Here is a 25217-nt window from a genome sequence, read left to right on the forward strand (position 1 = left end):
GCAATGGTCACAGGTGTGCGCTCCAGAAGAGTTCGGAGATCCGGGACCGCGCGAGCAGGCGTACGACGGGACCGGCGGCACCGGCCGGGAACACTGCCGTCACGCCCTGCGACCCACCCGCGAGATCTCGGACCGCGTGCACCGGCGGTACACGCACCGGTGGCAGGCGCCCACAACATGTTGTGGTGCTGATCGCTCCAACCCACCAGTGGTAGGGATGCTAGGCGGATTGATCTAGATCTTGTGGTAGCGCCACGCCGCGTGTCGCACATCTTGTGGTCCTCGCCCTCGAATCATGCGGCGACCGCGTAGAGATCCTGGAGCGTCATGATCTCCGAGCCGTGATGGATCAGCTCGCGATTCAGCCGCAGGACGACGTGGCCGAACGGCTCGGCGGCATCCAGTTCGTTGGCCTGGCTCAGGCCGATCGTCATCGCGGCGTCCTCGTCCAGGCCGGCGATCGCGTCCTGCCAGGCCTCGACCCAGTAGGTCAGCCAGGCGACCGCGTCCCGGGCGTTGCCGTGCAGCGTGATGTCGGCCCGTCCCTGCCGGCTCTCGCCGAACGTCCACTCCCAGCGCTCGAAGAACATCTCGGTCAGATGCGCGATCAGCCAGGCGATCGTCCGCGGTCCGCGATGGTCCGGTTCGTCCGGCCACTGCGCGACCCACTCGCCGGATCCGAGTGGCCGGAATCGCCCGGTGTAGTGCCGCCGTACGACGGTGAGCGCCTCACTGCTGGGCCGCCAGAAGTACTGCTCGTCGGTCAACTGGGCGAGCCGCCCGGACAGCACCATCCAGCTGAAGCCGAGCTGGCCGCGGACCATCGCCATCGCCGACGGCCGGTGCAGGATGTCCCAGTCGAACGCCTCCGGCATCACAACTCCCCTGTATGATCGAACATGTGTTCGAATTCTTGCTCGATCGCGACCGGAAAGTCAAACCCCCTAGCGTGTCGGTTCTGGCCTCGCGGGGACCGGTCTGCTAGGCGCCTGGATCCGCGTGTCGGCGGCCGGACTCGCGAAGCGACGCTCCAGCAAGGTGAAGGCGTCGATCAGTTCGGGCGCCTCGTAGACGCGGTTCCGGCGCCCGTCGGTGATCTCGCGAAGGATGCCTGTCTCGACCAGCCGGGCGAGACCCTGGTTCGCGGCCTGCTGGGATCGGTCGATGAGCTGGGCCGCGGCCGCGAGGGTCAGGACCGGTGCGGCGGGCAGTGCCTCGATCAGGAGTTCGGCCGCGGAGCCGGCGCGGACCGGCGCCGCGCGTTCCCGCCATTCGGCCTTGAGGTCTGCGGCACTCCGCTCGAAGCGCGCGGCTTCGGCGGTCGCGTGCGTGCAGGCCTTCGCGAACATCCGAAGCCACGGGTTCGCGGCCGCGCGGGCCTTCGCGGTCGTCGCGCGTCCGACGTACCGGAAGGCGGTCAGTGTCTCGACGTACTCCGCGGCGTGGGTGGCGAGTGCGAGCGAGACCGGTGGCACGGTGCGCGTGATCAGGCCGTCGGCGCGGAGGATCAAGTGGATCAGCGCGCGCCCGGTCCGGCCGTTGCCGTCCGCGAACGGGTGGATGGTCTCGAACTGCGCGTGCGCGATCGCCGTCTTCGCCAGCACCGGCAGCCCGGACTCGCGGACGAATGTCATCAGGTCCGCGAGCAGTTCGGGGATCAGTTGCGCCGGCGGCGGCACATAGTACGCCTCGGCGGGGGAGCGGCCGCCGATCCAGTTCTGCAGGTAGCGGATCTCGCCGCCGTACTCCGGATGCGGCGACTGCGCCATCAACCGGCGATGCGCCTCGAGCAGATGATCCACCTCGAGCTTCTCCCCGGCCTGGACGGACTCGGTCACCCACGTCATCGCGTCGACCGCGCCGAGCACTTCCTCGGCGGTCACGTCGCTGGTGCGATCCCGCAGTACGTCGGCCTTCAGCAGCCTGCGTGCGCCGACGACGAGTCCCTCGATGTGCGACGACCCGACCGCTTCGGCGCGCAGCAGCAACCGCGCCAGCGCCTCGCTGTTCGTCAGGACGGCGGCTGTCGCGTCCAGACGGGCCAGATCGCCGGCGGCGTCCTCGAGCACTGCGAGCACGTCGTCGGACAGGTCGAACTCACGCCCGACCAACGGGTCGGGGAAATACAGCTCGTACGACCCGCCCAGGCGCTCCGCCCGGGTGAACCCGTCGGGGTGCCCGGGCCAGCGGTGCAACTCAACCCTCGCCATACCCTTATTCAAGCTTATCCACAAACCTTGAACAAGGTCTGTGGATAAGCAACCTGCATTGAACCCGGTGACGGGGAGACTGCTGGTTGTGACTCTGGACGCTGAGACGCAGCAGATGGTGGCCGCAAACCAGGCCGACTGGAACGCACGGGCGCCGCTGCACGCGGCGAGCGAGTTCTACGACCGGCCCGCGGAGTTCTGGTTCGCCGACTACGAGTGGAAGGATCTCGGTCCGCTCGACGGTCGCGACGTACTGCATCTGCAGTGTCACCTGGGGACCGAGACGATCGAGTTCGCGCGGCGGGGTGCGCGGACCAGCGGACTCGACCTGTCCGAGAGGGCGCTGGAGGCCGCACGGTGGATCGCGGCCGCGGCGGGCGTCGAGGTCGACTACGTGCACGCCAATGTGTACGACGCCTTGGACGCGGTCGACGGACGGCGGTTCGACATCGTCTACACCGGCAAGGGCGCGCTCTGTTACCTGCCCGAGCTGAAGCAGTGGGCTGAGGTCGTTCGCGGCCTGCTCAAGCCAGGCGGCGTCCTTTACATCGTCGAGTTCCACCCGCTGCTCAACGCGCTCCGTGAGGTCTCCCTGCCTGGCGAGTCCGACGACCTGGTTCTTCGCGCCGACTACCTAGAGGGCCGCGGGCCGATCGCTCACGACTCCACCGTCACCTACACGGGCGACGATGTCCCCGGCCGCCAGACCAGCTACGAGTGGCGCCACGGCCTCGGCGAGATCGTCACCACCCTCGCGGGCGCCGGCTTCCAGATCACTACACTGCGCGAATCCGAAGTACTCCCGTGGCCTCGCTGGCCATCGATGCAGCAGACCCCCGAGGGCTGGTGGCGTCTCCCGGACACCGCGCCTCGTATCCCACTTCTCTTCGCCCTGAAGGTCACGAAGCCATGAGCCGCGCAGAACGCGAGCAGGACCTCATCACCTACTACTCCAACGAGATCCAGGCTCGCGTCGAGCGTGACCTCCCCGAGCCGCGTATCGCCCGGCGTACGGCGTACCTCGAACAACTTCGCGCCGAAGGCCGCGACACGGTCCTCGAACTCGGCTGCGGTCCCGGTCGCGACGGAGAAGCGATCGCGGCGGCCGGATTCAGCTACACCGGCGTGGATCTGTCGCCGGCCGGCGTCGACGCCTGCCGCGAGCTCGGCCTGCGCGCGGAGGTCGCCTCGGTCCTCGACCTGCCGTTCGACGACGCGACGTTCGATGCCGGCTGGACGATGAGCACGTTGCTGCACGTCGCCGACGAAGATCTCGACCAAGCGCTGCAGGAGATTATCCGGGTACTGCGCCCAGGAGCGCCGCTGGCCGTCGGACTCTGGGGTGACGTCAGCGCACACGAACACGTCTGGGAGGACGGCAAGGGCTACGGTCCCGGCCGGTTCTTCAGCATCCGCAGCGACGAGGGACTGCGCGAGGTCCTCGGCCGGTACGGCGCGGTGGAGGAGTGGATGACCTGGGACGACGACCGCGTCATGCACTACCAGTGGGCAGTGCTGCGAGTCAGCGCTTCCTAGGCCCGCGGATCGCGACGTACAGCAGGGAGACGCCGAAGGCTGCGGTGATTGGGCCGATGGTGGCCCAGAGGGTGCTGCCGGTCATGGAGCTGCCTTTGAGGTAGCCGAGGCCTTGCAGTGTCCAGACGCCGCCGGTCGCGATGAGGAGCGCGGCGAAGGCAATGGCGACGATCTTTCCCATGCAGGGAGGTTAGCGGAGCAGCTCGTCGCAGAGGGCGATCAGCTTCGCGCGGAGTGGGCGGGCGCGGTCGGCGAAGGCGCGTTGGGCGGCGGTGTACTCCGCTTTGCCTTCAGGGGTTTCGATCCGCACGGGGGAGTAGTCGAGGGGAGCCAGGTCGTACGGCGATGCGCGCATGTCGAGGGTGCGGATGTCACGGGCGAGCTCGAAGCACTCCAGGAGCAGTGAGCTGGGCGTGAACGGCATCAGCTTGGTCGCCCATTTGTAGAGGTCCATGTTCGCGTGCAGGCAGCCGCCTTGTTCCAACGCAGGCTGGGATTCGCGGTCGGGCTGGAGTGTGTTCAGGGGCCGAGCAGGAGTGGTGAAGAAGCGGAACGCGTCGAAGTGCGAACAGCTGATCTTGTGCGACTCCACGACCTGATCGGTGCCCTCGGCACCTAGCCGGAGCGGCCAAGCGGCATGCCGTACGTCGGGAGTCCGGTAGACCATCGCCCACTCGTGCAGGCCGAAGCACCCGAACTGGGGCTGTCGATCGAGTGTCGACGCGAGCAGCCGGCGGATCCACGTGATGCTGTCCGCGCGGCGTGCGATCTCGGCCGGATCGAGTGTGGCAGTCCCGTCGACGACGACGTACCCGCGCCGATCGCCGTACGAAGCAGCGTCTTCCAGGCGGATCCCAGGGCCCGGGTGCCAGACGCGGAGCTGGTTCGGCCGCGTCGGGTAGTAGGTGAAGAGAAAGTCCTCGACCGGATGCGCTTCCCGGCGGCGCCGCCGTTCCAGGTGGTCCGCCAGCAGTACGTCGACGCGCGCGGCGTGATCCTCGGCGTACGACGACCACTCCGCAAAGGGCAGCGTGACGCTCATAGGTCCAGGGCGAACGCGTACAGATCGACGCCCGGGATGGGGGACCAGTCACGTTCAGGCAGGCGGACGAACCCGAGGCGCTCGTAGATGCGGTGCGCTGTGGTCATGTAGACGGCGCTGCTCATGACGATTCGCCGCTGACCGAGCTCACGCGTTCGCGAGATGCAGTGCTCGGTCAGCGCGGTCCCGATCCCCAGGCCCCGCGCGCGGCCCGCGACGCCGAGCATCCGGAACTCGCCCTCGTCGTCCCGCCCGATCTCGCGGTAGACCGAGCCGACAGGACAGTAGGTAACAGTGCCCAGCAGACCGGAAGCGTCCGCCGCGACCCACAGCTCCGCCTTCGCGGCGCGGTCGGCGGCTGCACGGAGCGTCATCGCGTACTCACCACGAACGAAACCGTCGTGCGAGTACGCCTCCACGGTCAGCTCGCCCACAGCGTCGTACTCCGCCGGAACGGCCGGCCGGATCTCAACAGTCACCGCATAACTGTCTCATCCCACGCCCCGGTAGGCTCGGCCCGTGCGTATCGCCAGATTCTCCGTGGACGACGAGCCGAAGTACGGCGTCGTCGAGACCGACGACCCCGAAGGCCTCGCCGGTACTGTCAACGTCCTCGACTCCGACCCGCTCTACCGGTCGGCGCAGTTCACCGGGGAGAAGCTGCAGCTCGCGGACGTCCGCCTGCTCGCGCCGGTCATCCCGCGCAGCAAGGTGGTCTGTGTCGGCCGCAACTACGCGGCGCATGCCGCGGAGCTCGGCAACGACGTACCGGAACAACCGCTGATCTTCCTGAAGCCGAACACCAGCGTGATCGGCCCGCGGGACGGCATCGTCTACCCGGAGCAGACAGCAGACCTGCACTTCGAGGGCGAGCTCGCGATCGTGATCGGCCGGATCTGCCGGGATCTGCCCAAGGAGCGGGTCAACGAGGTGATCTTCGGCTACACGATCGCCAACGACGTGACCGCGCGCGACCTGCAGAAGAGCGACGGGCAGTGGGCGCGGGCCAAGGGCTTCGACACGTTCTGCCCGCTCGGTCCGTGGATCAGCACCGAGCTCGACGTGTCCGACCTGCGGGTCAGCACCGAGCTGAACGGCGAGCCCAAGCAGGACGGGCGCACCTCCCAGTTCATCTTCGACATCCCCGAGGTGCTGGCCTACATCACCTCCTTCACCACGCTGCTGCCCGGTGACGTGGTGCTGACCGGCACCCCGGCCGGCGTCGGCCCGATGCTGCCCGGTGACGAGGTCTCGGTCAGCATCGAAGGAATCGGAACCCTGACGAACAAGGTGATCGTGCGTGACTGACGCCGTACTGGGCGATCTGGAACCGAGTGCCGTCAGGGTCCGGTTCCCACCGTCCCCGACCGGCATGCTGACCGTCGGCAACATCCGCAGCGCGCTGTTCAACTGGGCCTTCGCCCGGCACTTCGGCGGCACGCTGGTGCTCCGCATCGAGGACACCGACACCTCCCGGAACACCGAGGAGGGCTACCGGTACACGTACGACGCACTCCGCTGGCTCGGCCTGAACTGGGACGAGGGCCCCGAGGCCGGCGGCGACTTCGGTCCGTACCTGCAGTCCGAGCGGATGGACATCTACGCCGACGTCGTCGCGAAGCTGATGGCCGCCGGCAAGGCGTACCACTGTTACTGCTCGCAGGAGGAGCTCGACCAGCGCCGCGAAGAGGCCCGCACGGCCGGCCAGCACAGCGGGTACGACGGCCACTGCCGCAACCTCTCGCCCGAGCAGGTCCAGGCGTACGTCGACGAAGGCCGGCGGCCCGTGGTGCGGCTGCGGATGCCGGACCGCCCGATCGTGTTCGACGACCTGGTCCGCGGCGAGATCACGTTCCTCCCGGAGAACCTCGGCGACTACGTCCTGGTCCGGGCGAACGGCTACCCGCTCTACCCGCTGGTGAATCCGGTCGACGACGCGCTGATGGAGATCACCCACATCCTCCGCGGTGAGGACCTGCTGCCGTCGACGCCGCGCCAGATCGCGCTGTACGAGGCGCTGGCGGAGATCGGCGTCGGCAGCGGCCGGACGCCGCGCTTCGGGCATCTGCCGATGGTGATGGGCGAGGGCAACAAGCGGCTGTCCAAGCGGGACAAGGGATCCGGGCTGACGGAGTACGTCGAGCGCGGGTTCCTGCCCGAGGGGCTGCTGAACTACCTGGCGCTGCTGGGCTGGTCGATCGCCGAGGACCGTGACGTGTTCACGATGGCGGAGATGGTCGAGGCGTTCGACATCCGCAAGGTGAACTCGAACGCGGCCCGCTTCGACCCGAAGAAGTGCGAGGCGATCAACGCCGCGCACATGCGGCTGCTCCCGCAGGAGGAGTTCGCGCAGCGGATGATCCCGTTCCTGGCCACGGCCGGCGTGCTTGCGGAGCAGCCGTCCGAGGAGCAGCTCGCGGTATTGCGGGCCGCCGTACCGCTCGTGCAGGAGCGGATGAACACGCTGTCGGAGTCCGACGAGATGCTCGGGTTCCTGTTCGTCGACGAGGACGCGTTCAGGGTCGATCCGGACGCCGCCGCGAAGGTGCTGACCGGTGACGCGCACGCCGTACTGGACGCGGCCGCCAAGGCGCTGGCCGACCTGGGCGACACCGAGTGGACCACCCAGGCGATCGAGGCCGCGCTGCGGGCGTCGCTGATCGACGGGCTCGGGCTGAAGCCGAAGAACGCGTTCGGCCCGGTGCGGGTGGCGATCTCCGGCCGCCGCATCTCGCCGCCGCTGTTCGAGTCACTGGAACTGCTCGGGCGGGAGAAGTCTCTGCACCGGCTCGAGCGCGCTCGCCGTACGACGTGATGAGCAAGCAGACCACGCCGTACCAGCGGCTGCTCGACAACGACATCACGCCACGCGCGTTCGTCGTACTGGGTTCGCTCACGATCCTGGTCGGCTGGATGATCGCCGGGGTCGTGATCCAGGGTGTGCAACTCGCGATCCACAAGGACGCCGAGGGGACGCTGTCCTGGTTCGGGTTGCTGGGCGTCAACCTGACCCTGATCTCCTTGATCCCGCTGTCGGTGCTGGTCGCCCGGGCACTGAACAAGCAGACGCCGGGCCTGCTGTCATCGGTGGTCGGCCGGCTGCGGTGGCGGCCGCTGGCCTGGTTCGCGCTGGTCTCGGTCGGGCTCGAGGTGGTCGCGTTCGCGATCATCCAGGTCGGCAACGTCCCGCTCGCCACCGGTGAACGCCACGGTGGCGGTGTGGCGCCGGACGCGATCGCGGTCATCGCGATCACGCTGCTGACCTCGCCGATCCAGGCCGCGGGGGAGGAGTACTTCTTCCGCGGGTACCTGCTGCAGGCCGTCGGGTCGTTCGTGCGGAGCGCGCTGGTGGTTGTGATCGTCACCGGGATGCTGTTCACCGCGGCGCACGGGATCTGGCCGTGGCAGAGCCCGGCGCTCTTCGTCGACCGGCTCGCGTTCGGTCTGGTCGCCGGGCTGCTCGTCATCCGGACCGGCGGTCTGGAGGCCGGCATCGCGTCGCATGCGGCGAACAACGTGGTGACGTTCGTGTTCGCGGCGCTGACCGACACCGTCGGGGCGAGCTTCGGCGTGAAGGACGCGCCCTGGCCGCTGGTGACGATCGACGTGGTGAAGTTCGTGGCGTTCGGCGCCATCGCGTGGTGGATGTCCGGGCGGATGAAACTGGCCAGCACCTCCGAGTTGCCGTTGACCGCGCTGCCGGTCGCCGGCCCGGGACGGGTGTGACGGGAGTGACAACCCGCCGCGAGGGGCCCGTTTTGCTGTCCGGTCCCTGCCTCGGGTAAGCTCTCCGAGCCGGGTTGATGAGGGCGGAAACAAACTCTCGACCCAGTGAAATGCCTTTGGGGTATGGGGTAATTGGCAGCCCGTCTGATTCTGGTTCAGTTAGTCTAGGTTCGAGTCCTAGTACCCCAGCGGATTGGACCGCACCGGTGAAAATCGGTACAGTTCAACCTCGTTGCCCGGGCCATCAGGTCCGGATGACACACCTCTGGCCCCGTTGTGTAGCGGCCTAGCACGCCGCCCTCTCAAGGCGGTAGCGCGGGTTCGAATCCCGTCGGGGCTACCAGAGAAACAGCCTCCCATCCAGTCGGACGGGAGGCTGTTGTCATTCCGGACGGTCATCAACGGATGTCGTTGTCGACGCTCATTGACGACTGTCATTCAGGACGGCGGACGACCGGTACCGGCTGGTGTCTGCGAGCGGCCTCGTGAGCAAGTCGGGGCGTCAACCTCCGGCTGCTGGACACGAATCTCCGCAGCTGGCTGAAGCGGCCGGTCGGAAGGCTGAAGTCTGCCAGCGCACGGTCGACCCGGACATGGACGCCGCCAGCAGCCGGGGTCGCAGTGCCGACGAACGCGGCGTTCTCCTGGCCGGTGAAGACTTCCGGATGGTCGTGGAACGTCAGACAGGCCCGACCGGCGGCCGCAGTGCCGAGCGCACCGGTCCGGACCACGAAGCCGTCGTCCACCCGCTCGACTCCCAGCGATCGCAGCGGCAGTGGCCAGCCTTCCGCGTCGCGGACGGTCAGTACCGGGTGACCGAGTCGCATCGCGCGATCGGCCCCCGGCCGCCAGTCGGCAGGTGGTGCGGCCCACGGCGGCGGTGCGGCACCCTCGGGCGCCGGATCCGATGGCGGTGCGATCACGTCTGCGGGGGCGTCCCAGCGGAGCGGCTCGGCGTCGAGCTGACCGGCTGGCCACCACAGGATCTTCAGCGGCGTGATCTCGATCCACAGCCGGCTCCAGTACCACTGCTGCCGCCGTACCAAGAACCACGGCTGCCCGGCCACTGTCTGCGGCAGCTTCTCCAGCACGCGACGCACGTACTGATCCGTGTTGGCCTGCAGATCGGCGTCTCGAACCGTCGCCAACCCCCGGACCAGAACAACCGGTGTATCACTCAGGCCGGAACCGGTCGGATCGGAGAACAGCAGAGCGACGCGCGGGTCACGCCGGGCACGCTCCGCCTTGGCCGGATACGTGAGCCCGGTGCTGACGTCGACGGTCGTCGCGCCCGGGTCGTAGTACGGCGTGAGCGGCCAGGTGATCGGTGCGCCCGAACGGGTGAGCGACGCGTACTCGCAGGTGATGGCACGTTCGAAGAGCGGCAGCACCTCCGCGGGCCAGCGCGAGACCGACGGTGCGGACACGGTGTTCATCGACAATTCCTCCCCTTGGGTCCTTGGAAGGATCATCCGCGCGGTCGCTTGGGTTCGGCTTGGGGTCCGCTTCAGGTTCGGCCCCAAGCGCCTTCCAAGCGAGCTGGGAGACGGTAGGCGCAGCTCGAGAGGAAGGAACCGCTGATGAGCACAGCGACCGTCGATCAGTTGATGCTGCCGGGACAGGCGGCCGCACCGCCCGGACCGGTGGACCTGACCGCCATGTACGTCATGCACCACGGGTTCCGTCGCGACCTCGCCGCCTTCAAGACCGCCGTGATCGGAACGCCGGTGGGGGACCGCGGCACCTGGCGGGCACTCGCCAGGCGATGGGGCAGGTTCTGCGAGATCCTGCACAAGCACCACACCGGCGAGGACGCCGGCTTGTGGCCGCTCCTGATGGCCAAGGCGGACGCCGACAGCCGGGCGACGCTGGAGGCGATGGAGGGTGAGCATGCCGAGATCGATCCGCTCCTGACGTCGTGTACGGCGGGATTCGAGCGACTGGCGGCGTACGCCGACGTCGACGCGCGGGATGCGTTGGAGGTGCGTGTGGTCGCTCTGGGGGAACACCTGGCGCGACACCTGGCGCACGAGGAGCGCGACGCCATGGTCCTGGTCCAGCGCTATCTGGTCGACGCCGACTGGCATCGGCTGGAGACGGAGCACTTCAAGCCCGTCTACGGCCCGCGCGACCTGCCGTTCATCGCCTCGTGGGCCCTGCACGGGTTGCCGGCCGAACACTTCGGCCGGGTTCGCGACTCCATGGCGGGGCGTCCGATGGAACTGGTGTGGCGGCTCTTCTGGCGGCGCCCGTTCGAGCGCCGGGAACGCGCGGCGTTCCGCTACGCCTGACTCAGAAGCCGCCGCGATCCCGCTGCTCGCGCAACCACTGTGCGGCCAGCGGGATCTCCCATTCGACGCACAACTCCAGCGCCGTGTCGGCGTGCCGGCTCGCGATCTCGCGTTCGCCCGACGCCATCGCCGCGAAGGCCAGGAAGGCGTCCACCGGACCTATTGCCACCGAGAACCCGGCGCTGCAGACGCGTCCCGCGTACGGACTCAGCCAGTGGTACACCGAACGCGCCGCCGCGGGCCGCTCCAGGGCGAAGGCGACCTCGGCCGCGATGCAGTAGTGGTGCACCGAGACCCAGTCGTCGGTGGACGGAACCGGTTCGGCCCGGACCGTGCGCGCCTCCTCCAGCCGGCCGGCCCGCACGAGCAGCCATTGGACGGTCAGGTCGAACGGCATCGGACTGACCGACGCGAGCGCCCGGAACGCGGGCACGATCCCGGCTGCGCCGGTGCGCCACAGCTCGATGCACGCCGGGGCGGCGACCATCGACTCGTCCCGCTGCGGGAGCGAGGCACCGGCGACGAGTTCGCGCCGCTGCTCGATGAGCCGGTCTGCCTCGTCGAACCGCCCTTGCATCGCCAGCCACGGTGGCTCGAGCTCGGTCAGCACGATGAGGACGTACACCAGCCGCCGTGGCTCAGCGATCTGCCGGAGCCGGCTGATCTCGTCCCGCATCTCCGCGACCAGGCCCAGCTCACAGGTGACGATCACCCGGAGGGTGCGCGCCAGCGCCTCGCGTACCGGGTCGGCCTGCTCGACCGCGCTGGCCAGGGCCTCGTCCGCCAGCCGCAGACGGTCTGGCGCAGTGGCCGGACGCCAGATGGCGATGAACGCGGCCTGACAAGCCCACACCAGCAAGGCGGGGTCGCCGAGCCTGCGCGCCATCGCCAGGCCTTGCTCGACCAACGCCTCCCGGTAGGCGGGCGCGTCGGTGTGGTAGAGCTCGGTCGCCAGGACGAGAAGGACCCGGCAGCGCAGCTCCTGGTCCTCCGCGGGCAGCTCCCGCAGCGCCCGCCGCAGGGTCGCGATCATGTACCGATCTGCCCGCCCGTAGGCGCGGGTCTGCCACAAGGCGCCCTCTGCGGTACTGACCGCCGCCTGTGCCATGCGTACGACGTCGCCGAGCTGCTCGGCCTCCTGCACGGCGGCGGTCAGGGCTGCGTCCAGGCCGTCGCGATCGACCGACCAGCGGCACGCGTCGGCTCGTGCCATCAAGAGGCCGTACCGGTCGAGTGGGGTGGCCGCGCCGTCGGTGCGCTGTACGTCGAGTGCGGCCGCGAGCAGCCCGGCCGCTTCGTCGTACCCGTACAGCCGGGTCGCGTGCTCGGCCGCGACGGCAGCCGACCGCCAGGCTCGTGCCGCATGCGCCGGCCCGGCGGCCAGCCAGTGCCGCGCAGTCTCGGATGGTGCTGCGTCGGCATCCTCGAGCACCCGCGCGATCACCGCGTGGCGGCGAGCCCGCCGCGCCGCCGGCAGACCGGCGTACACCACGTCGCGCACCAGCGCGTGGGCGAACCGGAACCGCTCCAGCCGGTCTCCCTCGGCGAGCACACCGGCGGCCAGCGCGGGATCGAGCGCGTCGAGAAGCTCGTCCTCGTCGCGCCCGGTCGCCGCGGCGAGGACCGCGAGGTCGAACTCCCGGCCGATGACAGCTGCGGTGCGCAACAGTTCACCGGTTGCCTCGGGCAACCTCGCGACCCGGCGGGCGACGATGTCGGTCACCGCCGCCGGCACGTCCCCGCGGCCGTCGCGGAGGAGTTCGACCAGGAAGAAGGGGTTTCCGTCCGTCCGCGCACGCAACGCCTCCGCTTCCCGGCCGCCGGGTTGGCGATGGGTCGCGACCTCGACCAGTGCGGCCGCCTCGGACGTCGTCAGCCCCGGCAGGTCCAGGCGCAGCGCGTGCCGCCGGGCGAGGCTCTCGGCCACGGCCGCGAGCTGACCCGCGAGCTCGGGAGCCGCTCGCCGAGTGGCGACGACCAACAGGCGTCCGGTGTCGATCATGTCGGCGAGATGTCTGAGCAGCTTGAGTGACGACGGGTCGGCCCAATGCAGGTCGTCGAGTATCACGAGCAGCGGCCGGATCCGCGACGCGGAGACCAGGACATCGGAGGTCATGGTCCACAGCCGGAACCGCGCGGCATCCACGTCCTCCGCGGGCGCTGACGGTCCCGCGACACCGGGCTCCAGTAGGCCGGTCAGCTCGGCGAGCTGCCGCCGTACCGCGTCCGGGAGATCGACTGCGTCGGCGAGGGCCCGGAGGACACCGATCCACGGCCACAGTGGCGGTGCGCCCTCGTCCTCCGAACACCGCCCGGTGAGTACGGCGAATCCGCGCGACCGCGCTCGCGCCGCGATCTCCGATGCCAGCCTGGTCTTGCCGATTCCCGGCTCCCCGGTGAGTACGGCGAACTGCGGTGCCGCACCCGCTTCGTCGAGCAGCCGTTCGAGCGCCGCGAGCTCCGCGACCCGTCCGACGAGCGGCCAGTGCGACGCGCCACCGGCAACAGCACCAGTAGCAGCACCGGTAGCAGCATCAGGAACAGGACCGGTGGCGACTGGAAGGACGTGGGATCCGTTGCCGGGCTTCGGCCGCCAGACCAGTTGCGGGTCTTGGCGAAGGACGGCGAGCTCCAGTTCACGCAGCGGTGTGCCCGGATCCAGCCCGAGTTCGTCCGCCAGGACCCTGCGCACCCGGCGCAGCGCGTCGAGCGCGTCGGCCTGCCGGCCGGCACCCGCAAGCGCCAGGACGCGCAGTGCCCACAGCCGTTCCCGCAGGGGGTGCTCGGCTGTGAGCGCCTCCAGTTCCGCGGCGAGCGTCGCATGCTGGCCGAGCGCCAGCCGGGCGACCGCGCGGTCCTCGAGAGCCACGAGCCGAAGTTCCTCGAGTCGTCCGCGCTCGGCGATCGCCGCGGGGGCATCGTCCAGATCGAGGTATGGCGTGCCTCGCCACAAGGCCAGCGCGTCGTCGAGCGCGGTGATGACCGGGCCCAGTTCGTCTGGCTCGAGTTCCGGCGCCGCGATTGCCCCCGAAACCTCGTCGGACCACGAGCCGAGGCGACGATGTGCCGCGTCGACGACGGCGGCGAACCGCGCTGCGTCGAGGCAGTCCCCGGGCAGGCGCAGGGCGTAGCCCGGAGCCACCGTCACCACCGTTCTCGGCAAGGTGCGAGCCGGCCGGTCCGGCTCCAGTGCCTTGCGCACGCCGGCGAGATACACCTGCAGGGTCGACAGAGCGCTCGGCGGCGGGCTGTCCCGCCACAGCATGTCGATCAGGCTGTCCACCGGCACCGGTTGCCCGGCGTACAGCGCCAGGGCCGAAAGCAGCATGCGTTGCTTCCGGCCACCGAGTTCCACCGGCTCCCCGTCCCGCAGGACCTCCGCCGCCCCGAGAATCCCCACCCTCATCAGCTGAGAGTACGTCGGTGAGCCCGGGATCGGACAGCACCCGAGTTGCTGGACAGGCGAGGTCTAAGCGCTTAGTCTAACCGCTTAGATCAGACCGTCGGGGGCCGTTCGAGGAAAGGGACTCCTGTGCAGCGACTACTTCCCGCCGCGATCGTTGCCGTCGCGGCACTCGTCGCCGGATGCGGTGGCTCGCCGGATACCGGCGCTCCGGCCACCGCGGACCAAGGTCCGCAGACCGGCACGATCACGTTCACCGGCACCGACAACGCCGAGACCTACCAGCCCGTGATCAAGGCGTTCGAGGCGAAGAACCCCGGGATCAAGGTGACCTACACCCAGATCCCGTTCGACCAGTTCAACGCGACCATGCAGCAGCGGCTGAGCGCGAAGGACGCCGCGATCGATGTCTACACCGTCGACGAACCGCGGGTCTCGCAGCTCGCCGCGAAGGGTTTCCTCACCGATCTCAGCGACCTCGACGCCAAGGTGAAGACGTCCTTCAGCGCGACGGCGTACAAGACCAACCACTTCCGCGACAAGCTGTGGTCGTTGCCGATGTGGAACTCGACGCAGTTCCTCTTCTACAACAAGACCGCGCTCGCCAAGGCCAAGGTGACGCCGCCGACCGCGGACCCGGAGCAGCGCTGGACCTGGGAGCAGGTCGAGGTCGCCGGCCGGAAGGCGATGCAGTCGGGCGGCACGAAGTACGGCCTGTTCCTGGAGCAGCCCGAGGCGTACTACCAGCTGCAGCCGCTGGCCGAGTCGCTCGGCGGCGGATCCGGGATCGAAGGCGACGACGCACTCACCCCGGCGGTCGAGACCGACGGCTGGAAGAAGGCGATGCAGTGGTACGGCGCTACGTTCGCGAGCGGACTGTCGCCGCGCGGCATCGGCGGGTTCCAGACCGGTCCGGTGTTCGCGGCCGGTGACGTCGCGTTCTTCGTCGGCGGCCCGTGGGACCTGAAGATCTTCGGCAGTTCGAAGGTCGACTGGGGCGTCGCCCCGATGCCGTACTTCCAGGGCGGCAAGCCGGTCACGCCGACCGGTTCGTGGTCGGTCGGCATCAACCCGGCGTCGAAGCAGCAGGGGATGGCGCGCAAGTTCGTCGAGTTCGCGACGCTGGACCCGGCCGGCAACCTGGCCACCACGAGTACGACGACGATCATCCCGGCGAATCTCGAGGCGCAGAAGCAGTACACACCGCAGATGGACAAGTTCTCCGGCGCGAAGACGGCCGGTGCTGCCGCGATCACGACGTACGAGAGTGAGCACACCGCGGTGTCGCGGCCGGTGAGTGTCGGGTACATCCAGTTCGAGGAGGTCATGGGCAAGGCGTTCGCCGACATCCGCAACGGGACCAACTCGGACGCGCGGTTGCAGGAGGCGACCCGGCAGCTCACCGACGCCTGGAAGTCGATCAAGTGAAACAAAGGCAGGGGCTGATCGCCCTCGCCTTCCTGGCCCCCGCGCTGGTGTGTCTCGCCGTACTGCGGATCGTCCCGGCGATCTCGGCCGTGGTCGAGAGCTTCTACACCGAGAGCCTCCTGCGCGGCGGGCGGGTGTTCGCGGGCCTGGGCAACTACACGGATCTGCTGTCGAACAAGGACTTCCGGCAGTCGGTCGGCGTGACGCTGCTGTTCACCGTGCTGGTGAACCCGATCCAGGTCGCGGTCTCGTTCCTGCTCGCGGTCCTCTTCACCCAGCGGGCCGCGGGTGCGAAGCTCTGGCGCACGCTCGTGATCCTGCCGATAGCCACCCCGCCTGCGGTGTCGGCAGTGATCTGGAGCGTCATCTACCGGCCGGACGGACTCGCGAACGGCGTCTTCGAACGACTCGGCCTACCTGCGCAGCCGTTCCTCACATCGCCGAGCCAGGTGCTGCCGTCGCTGATCGTCCTGCTGTCGTGGATCGGCGTCGGGTACTGGATGCTGTTCCTGATCGCGGGCATCCAGGAGGTCCCGGAAGAGGTCCGTGAAGCGGCGCTGCTCGACGGCGCGGGCCCGTGGCGCCGGATGGTGTCCGTCGTCCTTCCACTGGTACGTCGTCCGCTGGCGTTCGTCCTGGTCGCCGACACGGTGTCGAACCTGCTCGTGTTCGCGCCGGTGCAGATCCTCACCAAGGGCGGCCCGAACGGCAACAGCAACCTGCTGATGTACGACGTCTACAGCCGCGCGTACGCGATCGGCGACATCCACGTCGCCCAGGCCGAGGTCGTCATCCTGGTCGCGCTCACGCTGGCGATCGTGGCCGGGCAGTTCCGGCTGCTGCGAGGTGACCAGTGAAGCGCGCCAGCCTCTCGGTGCTCGGCGGTGTCGTCGGCATCCTGTTCTTCCTGCCCTTGCTCTGGGTCGTGACGAACTCGCTGCGCCCCGGCTCGGAGACGTTCGCCAACCTCAATCCGCTGTCCTGGCAGACGTTCCTCGAGCTGCGTCCCACCCTCACCAACTACTCCGCCCTGCTGAACAGCGCGATCGGCCGCGCGACGCTCAACTCGATCGTGGTCAGCGCGGCCACGGTCGTCATCGGGCTGGCGATCTGCGCGACCGCGGCGTTCGGGCTGGCGGCGTTCCAGTTCCGCGGCCGCGGGCTGGTCTTCGGCATCGTCGTCCTGAGCTTCCTGGTGCCGTTCGACGCGATCGCGATCCCGCTGTCGACGATGTTCCGGGACTGGCACCTGACCAACACGTTCGCGGGTCTGGTGCTGCCGGGGATCGGCAACGGGATGGCGATCTTCCTGCTGCGGCAGTTCTTCCTCGGTATCCCGGCCGAACTGGTCGAGGCCGCCCGGCTCGACGGGCTGGGCTGGTTCGGCGTGTTCCGGTGGATCTACCTGCCGCTGTCGAAGCCAGCGCTGATCGGCGCCGGCCTGATGCTGTTCCTCTTCCAGTGGCAGGCGTACGTCTGGCCGCTGCTGATCGGCACCGACGCCAAGCACATCCTCGGCCCGGTCGCGCTGTCCAACCTGCAGGGCCAGAACTTCACCGACTACGGTCTCGTGTTCGCGGGCGCCGTCGTCCTCACCGTCATCCCGCTGGTCGTCATCGCCGGCTTCCAGCGGTACTTCGTCCAGTCCGTGTCGAGTACCGGACTCAAGTAAGGGAGATCTGTGCGATCCATCATTCTCGATACCGATATCGGCTCCGACGTCGACGACGCGATGGCGCTCGCCCAGCTCCTGGGCAGCCCGGAGCTCGACCTCGTCGAGGTGCACACCGTGTACGGCGACACCCGGCTGCGGGCCCAGCTCGCCAGGCGGTACGGCGTACTCGCGGGCCGCGAACTGAACGTCGTACCCGGTGAGGCCGAGGCGTTGTCGGGGCGAAAGGTCTGGTGGGCCGGGCACGAAGGCACGCTGCACGACCACCTCGGGCAGGAGACGATCAGCGCGGACAGCGCACCCGAACGGCTGGTCGCCCGGCTCCGCGAGCAACCTGGTGAGCTCGACGTCGCCGCGATCGGTCCGCTGACGAACGTGGCGGCCGCACTGGCTCTCGAACCGCAGGCGGCCTACTGGATCCGGCATCTGTGGGTGATGGGCGGGTCGTTCGGCGACGACGTGTGCGAGCACAACTTCAAGTCCGACGACGTGGCTGCGCAGGCCGTGCTGAGCGCGGGGATTCCGACCACGATCACCGGGCTGGAGATCACCCAGCAGGTCACGATCGAGGCGGCCCGCTTGGAGCGGATCCGCGCCGCCGGACCGCTCGGTGCCGCGCTCGGGGCGGACATCGAGCAATGGTGGGCGTACTGGAACGAGACGTGGAACGTGCCGCACGATCCGGTGGCCGTACTCGCGATGAGTCGCCCGGAACTGTTCACGTTCTCCAAGCTCGGACGAGTCTCGATCGAGGTCGGGGGAGAGCGGGCGGGGCACAGCACGTTCGCGCCCCATGCGGACGGCACCGTGCGGATCGTCACCGCGCTGGAGGCCGAGCAGGTGGCCGAGGAGATCACGGCGCGGATCGTGGCAGCCGGGACGGCATACCCTGTGGCTCGTGGGGAGATCGATGGCGACCGCACGTGACGTCGCGGAACGCGCCGGCACGTCCACGGCGGTCGTCAGCTACGTCTTCAACAACGGCCCCCGGCCCGTGTCGGCGGAGACCCGTCGGCGCGTGCTGGAGGCCGCGGCGGAGCTGGAGTACCGGCCGAACATCCTCGCCCGGGCGCTGAGCGCGGGCCGCACGTACTCGCTCGGGCTGCTCATTCCGCAGATCCGCAACCCGTACTTCGCCACGCTCGCCGAGCATCTGGAGAACTACGCCCGGCAGCACGACCACCTGCTGCTGATCGGCGACTCGGCCGGCGACCCGGAACAGGAGTCGGCTCACATCGGCTCGTTCATCGAACGCAAGGTCGACGGCGTCGTCCTCGTCTCGCTGCTCGTCGCGCCGGCGATCCAGCGCTTCGCGACCGCCGGCGTACCGGTCGTCGCTCTGCATCCCGTCCCCGACGGCGTGACGGTCTCCACGCTCTCGATCGATTACGTCGCGGGCGCCGAGGCGTCGGCGGACCATCTGCTGTCACACGGCTACCGGACCCTCGGTGTCGTCACCGGCCCCGAGGATTCACCCGGTACGGCGGAACACCGCAGGGGCATCGAACGTGCGCTGAAGGCGCATCCGCAAGCCTCGGCCCGGTATGTCGCCGCGCCCGTGTCGCGGTTCGCCGCGCGGGACGCCGTACGGCCGTGGTTCGCGCAGAAGCGGCCGCCGCGGGCGATCTACTGCTCGACGGACGAGCAGGCGTTCGGCGTATTGTTCGCGGCCTGGGAAGCCGGGCTGCAGGTGCCGGACGACGTGGCTGTGATGGGGTTCGACGGCACCAGTGAGTGCACAGTGACGATCCCGCCACTGGCCAGCGTCCGCCAGCCGATCGAGGAAACCGCCCGCCAGGCCGTCGAACTGTTGCTGGACCGCACCAATCCACCGGCAGCCCGCCACGTGCTCGACTACGAGTTGGTTCCCAGCACCTCCTGCGGCTGCACCGAATCCGAGTAGCCTGAAGGAATGGCTGTCGAGTTCAACCACACCATCGTGAACTGCACCGACAAAGATGCCTCGGCCCGGTTCCTGGCCTACATCCTCGGGGTCGGCGAACCGAGCAGTTACGGGCCGTTCGCCGTCGTGCAGCTCGCGAACGGCACGACGCTCGACTTCGCCGAGGGCCAGGGGCAGCCGCACCGGCAGCACTACGCCTTCCTCGTGAGCGAGGAGGAGTTCGACCAGATCCACGCCCGGATCGTCGACCGCGGGCTGACCTACTGGGCCGACCCCTTCCACCGCAGCGAAGGCGAGATCAACACCAACGACGGCGGCCGCGGCCTGTACTGGGACGACCCCGACGGCCACAACCTCGAGATCCTCACGGTGCCGTACGGCGGCTGGAACCAGGGCAACGCACTCGGTTAGTTGCTCGTCAGGCCGGCGACGGACTCGACCGGGTCGGTCCGGGTGGGGCCGAGAGCGCGCGCCGCATCGACCATCCGACGCCGATCAGGACCACGCCCCAGATCAGTGCCGTGATCCCCAGCAGTACGGCGATGCTGACCGCGCCCGCACCGGGATTGGCGGCGAACAGTACGCCGATCAGGAGCGACAACAGCCCGTTGAGCACGAGCAGCCAGCGCGGCATCACCTGGTGGCTGCTGAAGGCGCCCGCGAGCTCGAAGATGCCGCGGATGATCAGCCAGATCCCGAGGATCCAGGTCAGCGTCTTGGCGGTCATGCCGGGACTGGTGATCGCGAAGAACGCCGCGAGCAACGCGATCACGCCGAGCACGACCAACCACAGCCGACTACCCCGGGACTCGGGCTGGAAGGCCTGAACGATCGATCCGATCCCGTCGGTGAGGGCCCAGAACCCCCAGAGCAGCGCCAGCGCGATCGCCGTGGAGATCGGCCACGCGATCGCGAGAATCCCGAACACGATGCCGATCGCACCGCGGACGAGCAGCATCTTCCACCCCAGAGTCAACCAGTCCCGCTCCATGTCGGACCTCCTTGAGGGCTCGCTCTCCTCATGGTGATCCGATTGCTCACTCACGGCAATCACCGACCTACTGTGGTCGTGTGGCACTTGCCGTCTGCCTACTCTTCGATCGCCGCACCGACCGGCTCCTGCGAGCGCTGTGGGACCGCTTGGAGAATCTCGGCGTACCGACGCTGAAATCCCACACCCATGGCCGGCACGTGCCGCACCTGTCGCTTGCAGTACTGCGCGAGTGGGACCACGACAGAGTGCAGACAGCCGTCCAACCCCTGCTGAACGAACACTCTGCCGAGCTGTACTTCGATGCGCTCGGCACGTTCCGCCGCGGCCGAGCCTGGCTGGTGCCGGCTGTGGGAGTGGAGGTGCTGCAACTGCAGGCGACCGTGGTGTCCGCGCTGCGGGCGACGGATGCCGAACTGCATCGGCACTATCAGCCGGGGCGGTGGGTGCCGCATTGCACTCTTGCACCGCGGGTCCCGCTGGCCGCGCTGCCGGTGCTGGCGGCAGCGGTGTACGACGTACTCCCACTCGAAGCCACCGCCGACCACGCCGCCCTCATCGACAGCAGCACAGGACAACTCTGGCCCCTCAAGCGTTGACGGCTGCATGTGAAGGGTTCTTGGGCGTCCAGGAACCCTTTGGCCTTCTTGGGACTACTCCGACGCGCTACTCCGACGCGCGGCGGAGGGCTTCGGAGAGGCGTTCGGCGGCGGCCATGACGGCAGGCGCGTGCATGCGGCCGGGCTGGCGGGACAGGCGCTCGATCGGGCCGGACACCGACACGGCCGCGATCACCTTGCCGCTGGGGGAGCGGACGGGGGCGGAGACGGACGCGACGCCCTGCTCCCTTTCGCCGACCGAGTGCGCCCAGCCGCGACGCCGTACGCCGGCCAGCGCGGCAGCGTTGAACGATGCGTTGTGCAGACCGCGGTGCATCCGCTCCGGGTCTTCCCACGCAAGCAGTATTTGAGCGGCCGACCCGGCCGCCATGGTCAGCTGGCTGCCCACGGGGACGGTGTCACGCAGACCGGACGGACGCTCGGCAGCGGCGACGCACACCCGGTACTCACCCTGGCGGCGGAACAGCTGCGCCGACTCACCGGTGATGTCCCGCAGTCGCGCCAGCACCGGACCGGCGGTCGCGAGCAACCGGTCCTCACCGGCCGCCGAGGCCAACTCGCTGAGTCGCGGCCCGAGCACGAAGCGTCCCTGCATGTCGCGGCCGACCAGGCGGTGGTGCTCGAGCGCGACCGCCAGCCGGTGGGCCGTCGGACGAGCCAGGCCCGTGGCCGCCACCAGACCGGCCAGGGTCGCCGGCCCGGACTCCAGGGCGGACAGTACGAGGGCTGCTTTGTCGAGAACACCGACTCCGCTAGAGTTGTCCATGAGACGATATTGCCGTCTCGAATCGTGGAACGCAAGTCGCTTCAGCTGCCCAATCGAGAGCACTGTGAGCGAGAGCACTTCACCACACACATCCTCGAAGGAGAGTCTGATGGGTAGGACGTTGTCGGAAAAGGTCTGGGATGCGCATGTCGTGCGCCATGCCGACGGAGAACCCGACCTCCTGTACATCGACCTCCACCTGGTGCACGAGGTGACCAGTCCGCAGGCGTTCGACGGCCTCCGGCTGGCGAACCGCCAGGTCCGGCGGCCGGATCTGACGATCGCGACCGAGGACCACAACGTCCCGACGTTCGACGTGGACAAGCCGATCGCCGACCCGGTGTCGCGGACGCAGGTGGACACGCTGCGCAAGAACGCCGAGGAGTTCGGCATCCGGATCCACACCCTCGGCGACCCGGACCAGGGCGTCGTGCACGTGATCGGCCCGCAGCTCGGCCTGACCCAGCCCGGGATGACCGTGGTCTGCGGTGACAGCCACACGTCCACGCACGGCGCGTTCGGGGCGATTGCCTTCGGCATCGGTACCAGCGAGGTCGAGCACGTGCTCGCCACCCAGACGCTGATGCAGGCCCGCCCGAAGACGATGGCCGTCACGGTCGACGGCGTACTGCCGGACGGTGTCTCGGCGAAGGACCTGGTGCTCTCGCTGATCGCGAAGGTCGGCACCGGCGGCGGCCAGGGCTACATCGTCGAGTACCGCGGCGAGGCGATCCGGGCGCTGAGCATGGAAGCCCGGATGACGATCTGCAACATGTCGATCGAGTGGGGCGCGAAGGCCGGCATGATCGCGCCGGACGAGACCACGTTCGCGTACCTGAAGGACAAGCCGCACGCGCCGCAGGGTGTCGACTGGGAGGCCGCGGTCGAGTACTGGAAGAGCCTGGCCACCGACGAGGACGCCAGCTTCGACCGTGAGGTCGTGCTGCGCGCCGAGGACATCGCGCCGTTCGTCACCTGGGGCACGAACCCCGGCCAGGGTGTTCCGCTGTCCGCGACCGTGCCGTCGCCGGACGACTTCGACAACGAGAACGACAAGGTCGCCGCCGAGCGCGCCCTGGAGTACATGGGCCTCACCGCCGGTACGCCGTTGCGCGAGATCCACGTGGACACGGTGTTCCTGGGGTCCTGCACCAACGGCCGGATCGAGGACCTCCGCGCCGCGGCCGGCGTACTGGCCGGGCGGAAGGTTGCCGAGGGCACCCGGATGCTGGTGGTCCCGGGCTCCGGCCGGGTCCGGCTGCAGGCCGAGGCCGAGGGCCTGGACACCATCTTCAAGGACGCCGGCGCCGAGTGGCGGGGCGCCGGATGCTCGATGTGCCTGGGGATGAACCCGGACCAGCTGGCCCCGGGGGAGCGCAGCGCCTCCACCTCGAACCGCAACTTCGAAGGCCGTCAGGGCAAGGGCGGCCGCACCCACCTGGTGTCGCCGCTGGTCGCGGCCGCGACCGCCGTCACCGGCACCCTGGCCGCACCGGCCGACCTGCCGCCCGTCGCCGCACCTGCGAACGCCTGAGGAGCAACGGAATCATGGATGCCTTCACCCAGCACATCGGTACGGCGGCCCCGCTGCGCCGCAGCAACGTCGACACCGACCAGATCATCCCGGCCGTCTACCTGAAGCGGGTCACCCGGACCGGCTTCGAGGACGGGCTGTTCGCGGCCTGGCGCAACGATCCTTCGTTCGTCCTCAACCAGCCCGAGTACGACGGTGTCTCGGTCCTCGTGGCGGGACCGGACTTCGGCACCGGATCGTCCCGGGAGCACGCGGTCTGGGCCCTGCTCGACTACGGGTTCCGGGTCGTCGTGTCGTCGCGGTTCGGCGACATCTTCCGCGGCAACTCGGGCAAGGCCGGTCTGCTCGCGGCCCTGGTGACGCAGGACGTCGTGGAGCAGCTGTGGACCGCGATCGAGGCCGACCCGGGGACCAAGGTCACGGTCGACCTGGAGAACAAGACGATCTCGGCCGGTGACGTCTCGGCACCCTTCGAGATCGACGACTACACGCGCTACCGGCTGCTGAACGGTCTGGACGACGTCGGCATCACCTTGTCGCACGCGGACGACATCGCTGCCTACGAAGCGACCCGCCCGTCCTTCAAGCCGGCCACCCTGCCCGCGAAGGCCTGAAGCTCAACCGGAGTTATCGTCCCCGTAACGTTGGAGGGGGCGGGGGCGATAACTCTGGTGTTACCCTTGCGTGGTTGTCAGAACAAGGCTTGCGAGACCGAGGAGGTGAGGCGCTGATGAACAGCGATCCCTCCAGACATACCGGTCTCGCTCGACCTTCGGGGGCCTCCTTCTTCTAGAAGTCGCAGAGTCGCCAGCAGTTGTGGGGTCGAGCAGACGTGCGCGCTCATCACTCACCCGCACCACACTGCTCCTGGAGGACTCATGTCCGACCTGCGCCTGCGTTCGCTCCGCGCGTTCAGCCGCACCCCGTCACTGCGCGCCGCCGCCCGTAAGCACGCCGCGTCCGTTGCCGCGACCGCGATCGAGCCGGCCGAGAAGCCGTCCCGCGATCCGCAGAAGCCCAAGGGGCACAGCGTCGTCGACAGCGCGATCTACTGCGGCGGCAACCGGATCGCGTCCCCGCACTCGCTCGCGGAGACCTACGCGGCGCTGCACACGTCGCCGCAGAGCCTGGCCTGGATCGGCCTGTACCGGCCGGACCGCCGCGAGCTCGCCTCGCTGGCGCAGGAGTTCGACCTGCACGAGCTCGCGATCGAGGACGCGAACGAGGCGCATCAGCGGCCGAAGCTGGAGCGGTACGGCGACACGTTGTTCGTCGTACTGAAGGCCGCGCGGTACCGGGACGCGACCGAGGAGGTCGAGTTCGGTGAGGTGCACGTCTTCGTCGGCCCGGACTTCGTGGTGACGGTCCGGCACGCCGAAGCGCCCAATCTGGCCGCGGTACGGCGTCGTGTCGAGCGCGACCCCGAACTCCTCGGCCGGGGCGCCGAAGCGGTGCTGTACGCGATCATGGACAAGGTCGTCGACGGGTACGCGCCGGTGGTCGCCGGTCTGGAGAACGACATCGACGAGATCGAGACCGAGGTGTTCCGCGGTGACCCGAAGGTGTCGCGGCGCATCTACGAACTGTCCCGTGAGGTGATCGAGTTCCAGCGCGCGACCCGGCCACTGGTCGGCATGCTCGAGCAGCTCCGCGGCGGATTCCAGAAGTACGGCGTCGACGAGGAACTGCAACGTTCACTGCGGGACGTGGCCGACCACGTCACCGAAGTGGTGGAGAAGGTCGACGGCTTCCGGGAGTTGCTGCGTGACATCCTGACCGTGAACGCGACCCTGGTGGCCCAGCAGCAGAACGAGGAGATGAAGAGCCTCGCGATCGCCAGCAGCGAGCAGAACGAAGAGGTGAAGCGGATCTCTGCCTGGGCGGCGATCCTGTTCGCCCCGACGCTGATCGGCACCGTCTACGGCATGAACTTCGACAAGATGCCGGAGTTGCACTGGGAGTACGGATACCCGTTCGCGATCGGCCTGATGGCCTTGGTGTGTGGAGGTCTGCACCAGATCTTCAAGCGCCGCGGCTGGCTCTGAAACCCTGCTAACGGCACCGTATCGGGCCGAATCGGGCCAAATTGTGGCAC

Annotated in this window: 26 protein-coding genes and 2 tRNA genes; 18 read left to right on the forward strand and 10 right to left on the reverse strand. The window is 68.8% G+C overall.

Annotated features, from left to right (window positions below):
* Window positions 1-7 precede the first annotated feature (7 nt).
* From EV647_RS42285 to EV647_RS35925, 3 genes are all read right to left on the reverse strand, one after another.
* Window positions 8-157 carry a hypothetical protein gene (locus EV647_RS42285; protein WP_166680123.1) on the reverse strand — a complete coding sequence of 50 codons (150 nt, stop codon included), beginning with the start codon at window positions 155-157 and terminating at the stop codon, window positions 8-10.
* Between the two features lie 136 nt (window positions 158-293).
* Window positions 294-875 (reverse strand): DinB family protein, encoded by a 582-nt coding sequence (locus EV647_RS35920; protein ID WP_133788795.1) that lies wholly within the window; start codon window positions 873-875, stop codon window positions 294-296.
* A 69-nt stretch (window positions 876-944) separates the two neighbouring features.
* Window positions 945-2210: a Fic family protein gene (locus EV647_RS35925; RefSeq protein WP_238175832.1), complete on the reverse strand. Its 1266-nt coding sequence runs from the start codon at window positions 2208-2210 to the stop codon at window positions 945-947.
* 88 nt (window positions 2211-2298) lie between these two features.
* On the opposite strand from EV647_RS35925, the gene EV647_RS35930 reads away from it, so the two are divergent.
* Window positions 2299-3123: a class I SAM-dependent methyltransferase gene (locus EV647_RS35930; RefSeq protein WP_134011094.1), complete on the forward strand. Its 825-nt coding sequence runs from the start codon at window positions 2299-2301 to the stop codon at window positions 3121-3123.
* Window positions 3120-3746, forward strand: a complete 627-nt coding sequence (locus EV647_RS35935) for a class I SAM-dependent methyltransferase (protein WP_134011096.1) — start codon at window positions 3120-3122, stop codon at window positions 3744-3746. The genes EV647_RS35930 and EV647_RS35935 overlap by 4 nt, the downstream gene beginning before the upstream one ends.
* On the opposite strand, the gene EV647_RS35940 is transcribed toward EV647_RS35935, so the two are convergent.
* From EV647_RS35940 to EV647_RS35950, 3 genes are read right to left on the reverse strand one after another with little or no spacing between them, the layout of a single operon-like run.
* Window positions 3733-3927, reverse strand: a complete 195-nt coding sequence (locus tag EV647_RS35940; protein WP_134011098.1) for a hypothetical protein — start codon at window positions 3925-3927, stop codon at window positions 3733-3735. The two genes, EV647_RS35935 and EV647_RS35940, sit on opposite strands and share 14 nt — an antisense overlap.
* A 9-nt stretch (window positions 3928-3936) precedes the next feature.
* Complete coding sequence (locus tag EV647_RS35945) at window positions 3937-4788, reverse strand: 3-methyladenine DNA glycosylase (RefSeq protein WP_134011100.1); 852 nt, start codon at window positions 4786-4788, stop codon at window positions 3937-3939.
* On the reverse strand, window positions 4785-5267 hold the full coding sequence (locus tag EV647_RS35950) for a GNAT family N-acetyltransferase (protein WP_134011102.1): 483 nt from the start codon (window positions 5265-5267) through the stop codon (window positions 4785-4787). The genes EV647_RS35945 and EV647_RS35950 overlap by 4 nt, the downstream gene beginning before the upstream one ends.
* A 40-nt stretch (window positions 5268-5307) precedes the next feature.
* Here EV647_RS35950 and EV647_RS35955 point away from each other — a divergent pair, with 40 nt between their 5' ends.
* The 5 genes from EV647_RS35955 (at window position 5308) to EV647_RS35975 (ending at window position 8857) form a co-directional block, all read left to right on the forward strand.
* Window positions 5308-6096, forward strand: coding sequence for a fumarylacetoacetate hydrolase family protein (locus EV647_RS35955; protein WP_134011104.1), 789 nt, complete (start codon window positions 5308-5310; stop codon window positions 6094-6096).
* A complete protein-coding gene (gene gltX, locus EV647_RS35960) occupies window positions 6089-7603 on the forward strand; it encodes a glutamate--tRNA ligase (RefSeq protein ID WP_134011106.1) in 1515 nt (504 codons plus the stop codon). The genes EV647_RS35955 and gltX overlap by 8 nt, the downstream gene beginning before the upstream one ends.
* Window positions 7603-8514 (forward strand): CPBP family intramembrane glutamic endopeptidase, encoded by a 912-nt coding sequence (locus EV647_RS35965; RefSeq protein WP_134011108.1) that lies wholly within the window; start codon window positions 7603-7605, stop codon window positions 8512-8514. Before gltX ends, EV647_RS35965 begins: the two co-directional genes overlap by 1 nt.
* Window positions 8515-8631: 117 nt before the next feature.
* Window positions 8632-8703, forward strand: a tRNA-Gln gene (locus EV647_RS35970).
* Between the two features lie 78 nt (window positions 8704-8781).
* Window positions 8782-8857 (forward strand) — tRNA-Glu (locus tag EV647_RS35975).
* 91 nt (window positions 8858-8948) lie between these two features.
* On the opposite strand, the gene EV647_RS35980 is transcribed toward EV647_RS35975, so the two are convergent.
* Window positions 8949-9950: a hypothetical protein gene (locus EV647_RS35980; protein ID WP_202876430.1), complete on the reverse strand. Its 1002-nt coding sequence runs from the start codon at window positions 9948-9950 to the stop codon at window positions 8949-8951.
* A gap of 144 nt (window positions 9951-10094) precedes the next feature.
* On the opposite strand from EV647_RS35980, the gene EV647_RS35985 reads away from it, so the two are divergent.
* Window positions 10095-10805, forward strand: a complete 711-nt coding sequence (locus EV647_RS35985) for a hemerythrin domain-containing protein (RefSeq protein ID WP_134011110.1) — start codon at window positions 10095-10097, stop codon at window positions 10803-10805.
* Between the two features lies 1 nt (window position 10806).
* Here the strand turns inward: EV647_RS35985 and EV647_RS35990 are convergent, their stop codons facing one another.
* Window positions 10807-14211 (reverse strand): BTAD domain-containing putative transcriptional regulator, encoded by a 3405-nt coding sequence (locus tag EV647_RS35990; protein ID WP_134011112.1) that lies wholly within the window; start codon window positions 14209-14211, stop codon window positions 10807-10809.
* Window positions 14212-14337: 126 nt separating this feature from the next.
* Between EV647_RS35990 and EV647_RS35995 the strand changes: the two genes are divergently transcribed.
* The 6 genes from EV647_RS35995 to EV647_RS36020 are packed head-to-tail and all read left to right on the forward strand — an operon-like array spanning window position 14338 to window position 19622.
* On the forward strand, window positions 14338-15636 hold the full coding sequence (locus EV647_RS35995; RefSeq protein ID WP_134011114.1) for a sugar ABC transporter substrate-binding protein: 1299 nt from the start codon (window positions 14338-14340) through the stop codon (window positions 15634-15636).
* Window positions 15633-16493, forward strand: coding sequence for a carbohydrate ABC transporter permease (locus EV647_RS36000; RefSeq protein WP_202876431.1), 861 nt, complete (start codon window positions 15633-15635; stop codon window positions 16491-16493). Before EV647_RS35995 ends, EV647_RS36000 begins: the two co-directional genes overlap by 4 nt.
* Window positions 16490-17308 (forward strand): carbohydrate ABC transporter permease, encoded by an 819-nt coding sequence (locus tag EV647_RS36005; protein WP_134011118.1) that lies wholly within the window; start codon window positions 16490-16492, stop codon window positions 17306-17308. Before EV647_RS36000 ends, EV647_RS36005 begins: the two co-directional genes overlap by 4 nt.
* 9 nt (window positions 17309-17317) lie before the next feature.
* A complete protein-coding gene (locus EV647_RS36010; protein WP_238177567.1) occupies window positions 17318-18235 on the forward strand; it encodes a nucleoside hydrolase in 918 nt (305 codons plus the stop codon).
* Complete coding sequence (locus EV647_RS36015; protein ID WP_166680507.1) at window positions 18219-19211, forward strand: LacI family DNA-binding transcriptional regulator; 993 nt, start codon at window positions 18219-18221, stop codon at window positions 19209-19211. Before EV647_RS36010 ends, EV647_RS36015 begins: the two co-directional genes overlap by 17 nt.
* A gap of 9 nt (window positions 19212-19220) precedes the next feature.
* On the forward strand, window positions 19221-19622 hold the full coding sequence (locus tag EV647_RS36020; RefSeq protein ID WP_134011122.1) for a VOC family protein: 402 nt from the start codon (window positions 19221-19223) through the stop codon (window positions 19620-19622).
* A 7-nt stretch (window positions 19623-19629) separates the two neighbouring features.
* Here EV647_RS36020 and EV647_RS36025 read toward each other — a convergent pair whose 3' ends face one another.
* A complete protein-coding gene (locus tag EV647_RS36025) occupies window positions 19630-20202 on the reverse strand; it encodes an HdeD family acid-resistance protein (RefSeq protein WP_134011124.1) in 573 nt (190 codons plus the stop codon).
* A gap of 80 nt (window positions 20203-20282) precedes the next feature.
* Here EV647_RS36025 and EV647_RS36030 point away from each other — a divergent pair, with 80 nt between their 5' ends.
* Window positions 20283-20801: a 2'-5' RNA ligase family protein gene (locus EV647_RS36030; RefSeq protein WP_134011125.1), complete on the forward strand. Its 519-nt coding sequence runs from the start codon at window positions 20283-20285 to the stop codon at window positions 20799-20801.
* Window positions 20802-20868: 67 nt separating this feature from the next.
* Here the strand turns inward: EV647_RS36030 and EV647_RS36035 are convergent, their stop codons facing one another.
* Window positions 20869-21588: an IclR family transcriptional regulator gene (locus EV647_RS36035; protein WP_130387568.1), complete on the reverse strand. Its 720-nt coding sequence runs from the start codon at window positions 21586-21588 to the stop codon at window positions 20869-20871.
* 109 nt (window positions 21589-21697) lie between these two features.
* Between EV647_RS36035 and leuC the strand changes: the two genes are divergently transcribed.
* The 3 genes from leuC (at window position 21698) to corA (ending at window position 25167) form a co-directional block, all read left to right on the forward strand.
* On the forward strand, window positions 21698-23122 hold the full coding sequence (gene leuC / locus EV647_RS36040) for a 3-isopropylmalate dehydratase large subunit (protein ID WP_134011126.1): 1425 nt from the start codon (window positions 21698-21700) through the stop codon (window positions 23120-23122).
* A 14-nt stretch (window positions 23123-23136) separates the two neighbouring features.
* Window positions 23137-23736, forward strand: a complete 600-nt coding sequence (leuD, locus tag EV647_RS36045) for a 3-isopropylmalate dehydratase small subunit (protein ID WP_131346857.1) — start codon at window positions 23137-23139, stop codon at window positions 23734-23736.
* A gap of 264 nt (window positions 23737-24000) precedes the next feature.
* Complete coding sequence (gene corA, locus EV647_RS36050) at window positions 24001-25167, forward strand: magnesium/cobalt transporter CorA (RefSeq protein ID WP_134011127.1); 1167 nt, start codon at window positions 24001-24003, stop codon at window positions 25165-25167.
* The last annotated feature ends 50 nt before the right edge of the window (window positions 25168-25217 follow it).

The sequence above is a fragment of the Kribbella sp. VKM Ac-2566 genome, from assembly GCF_004366005.1.
GTDB lineage: Bacteria > Actinomycetota > Actinomycetes > Propionibacteriales > Kribbellaceae > Kribbella > Kribbella pratensis.